Raw genomic sequence first — 2,048 nt, forward strand, 5'->3', positions numbered from 1 at the left:
CTTATTTCTCTGCAGTCTTCAGGGTTTTTCACCCTTACCACTTTTGGCCGTGTCACCAGAGGCAGTGCCAGCACCCCGATTCTATCCCGAGCGAGGTTGTTAAATTCCCAGGTGGCGACTATATTTCCTGGCCCACTCCTGAGCGAAAATATCTCGATGCCTCGCATCATATTTACAATACACACAGCCTCTTTCTGAGCTTCAGACAGCGGCTTTGTTTTTTTGAGATGATAAGTAGCTTCACCTAAAAAAACATGACTTCTCATATCATTTTCCTAAAGTCTTGCTACAGAACTATTTTCGCTTATTTTGCTCAACAATAGCTCAAAACTACTATTCTGCTTTTTCTGAGCATTTATACTTATTGCAAAAGTGACGCGCTCCCAATATGCCAGCTTAACGCTACCAAATTCCCGAGCACCCAAAACTATCACTTCGTAATCTGATAGTAACTCTAAAACTGGAGCGATCAAGTTCAAGGGGTGACAACGCCGTCACAACGTCGGTATCATCAGGGACATAGCCCTCAAACCCCTCTGAAAAAATGGTAGCTTGTTCCGTCTTATTGCCATTAATTCCTCAATCATTTTTTCACAACCTTCTATTCCTATTACCCAAGCATGACCATACAATCCCATCCAAAAACTACTATGTCGGCGTATAGTTCGCTTAACTTCTTTGATGCGACCCACATATTTTTGGATACCAAGTTTTTGAATTTCTTTTCCTTGTAAAGTGGCGCAAGTGTACGCAAAAGCTATCAATAAAATTAAAGTTTTCAAGCGCTCAGTCGAAGCGTGGCTTTTTTCAAGATTATAGCCTCCTGTTTTACAATCTTTGAACATAGCTTCGATTCCACTCCGACATTTAAATGTGGCGACAGCTTCTTTCAGACTTCCTAAATTTGTGAGCAGATACCAACCTTCGTCTTCCCCATGACCTCTATATCGACGCTTCCAATAACCTGCAATATCAAATAAGCCAAACCCTTTTTGCTTGGTAACTTGAACATCCTTGAAATAAAAGCTAGTACCTGGCATTAAACCTAAATCACTTAACCGTTTAAAATTTTCTCCTTCTTCTTCAATATATCGCCCCTTTTGTATTCTTAAAACAAACCTTACATTCTTTTCGCCTAACCATTTGGCAAGTTTAACGCTACCAAATTCGCGGTCTCCTATGAGCGCAAATTTATATTTGGTTAGTAGCGAAAAAATTGGTCTAATTAATTGTTTTTGCTCTCGGATATTACTGCACCCTTTTTTGGGTAAAATCTGCCAGTATAACGGTAAAGCTCTTTGCTGCCAAATTAGGCAGATGAAAAATCTGGGGGGGTGACAAAGAAGCCTAGGAGATAGACCGAATAAGGGTTGCAGCCCGCATGCCTTGTTGATAAAAGCGGCGTTTATTGGGAGTTAACTTCATTAACTGTTCCACCTCTAATGAAAATTGTTCGAGGTAATCAACCCACTTTTCTCCATCTTGCGCCAACACCAAATGTACTCCGTCTGCGATATCTTTTCTTGGGTTCTTTTCGGCGACATACATATTTTTGTACCTGCTTTTTCCTCAATTGAGTACCTTGAAATATTGCCTCCAAGTAGGCGAGCGTCATCAGCAGAATCATGTTAATAAGTCGGTTTCCTTTGAGGCTAGTTCCTTCAAGATCGTAGCCTCCTGTTTTACAGTCTCGGAACATTTCTTCAATGCCCATCCGTTGCTTGTAAGCATCGATCGCTGCAGGCAATGAGCCTAAATCTGTGAGAATAAACCACGCTTCCTCAACCTTCCATGCGCCATAGTTTCTTTTCCACTTACAAGCAACATCAAATCCAGTGGCATGCTGAGTTGGGAGCATGTCACTTTTGCAGTGAGCAATTATACTCATGCAGGTTTTCCCTGATTACCAATTAAGCCGTTTAAGTAAGCACAACGATGAGCTAATACTTGTCCCACATGTTCTGATTTCCAACTCGCTCCTGATATTTTAATTCGTCTGCCTATTTGCTTAATGCCTGATTCTACCGCTCCTGAACCAATTGAACAGA

At 41.2% G+C, this 2,048-nt stretch carries 3 protein-coding genes and 1 pseudogene; all 4 read right to left on the minus strand.

The genetic code is table 11. The features are described from left to right. Positions 1 to 266, minus strand: a 266-nt coding sequence (locus ACUVJL_RS10035; protein ID WP_445245707.1) for a hypothetical protein, incomplete at its 3' end; no start/stop codon positions are given. Positions 267 to 494: 228 nt separating this feature from the next. Then, a complete protein-coding gene (locus tag ACUVJL_RS10040) occupies positions 495 to 1,409 on the minus strand; it encodes an IS4 family transposase (RefSeq protein ID WP_445245709.1) in 915 nt (304 codons plus the stop codon). Positions 1,410 to 1,462: 53 nt separating this feature from the next. After that, the gene (locus tag ACUVJL_RS10045) at positions 1,463 to 1,858 is read right to left on the minus strand and encodes a hypothetical protein (RefSeq protein WP_445245708.1); all 396 of its coding nucleotides are present in this window, start codon (positions 1,856 to 1,858) and stop codon (positions 1,463 to 1,465) included. 26 nt (positions 1,859 to 1,884) lie between these two features. Next, positions 1,885 to 2,048: pseudogene (locus tag ACUVJL_RS10050) on the minus strand (ISKra4 family transposase); the annotation flags it as partial.

Origin of the sequence: Microcoleus sp. OTE_8_concoct_300 (genome assembly GCF_031383065.1) — a bacterium.
Taxonomy (GTDB): Bacteria; Cyanobacteriota; Cyanobacteriia; order Cyanobacteriales; family Microcoleaceae; genus Microcoleus.

Bases quoted from the DNA above. Each gene is read 5' to 3' on its own strand.
- ACUVJL_RS10045 (WP_445245708.1), bottom strand. From the start codon at position 1,858: ATGCTCCCAACTCAGCATGCCACTGGATTTGATGTTGCTTGTAAGTGG.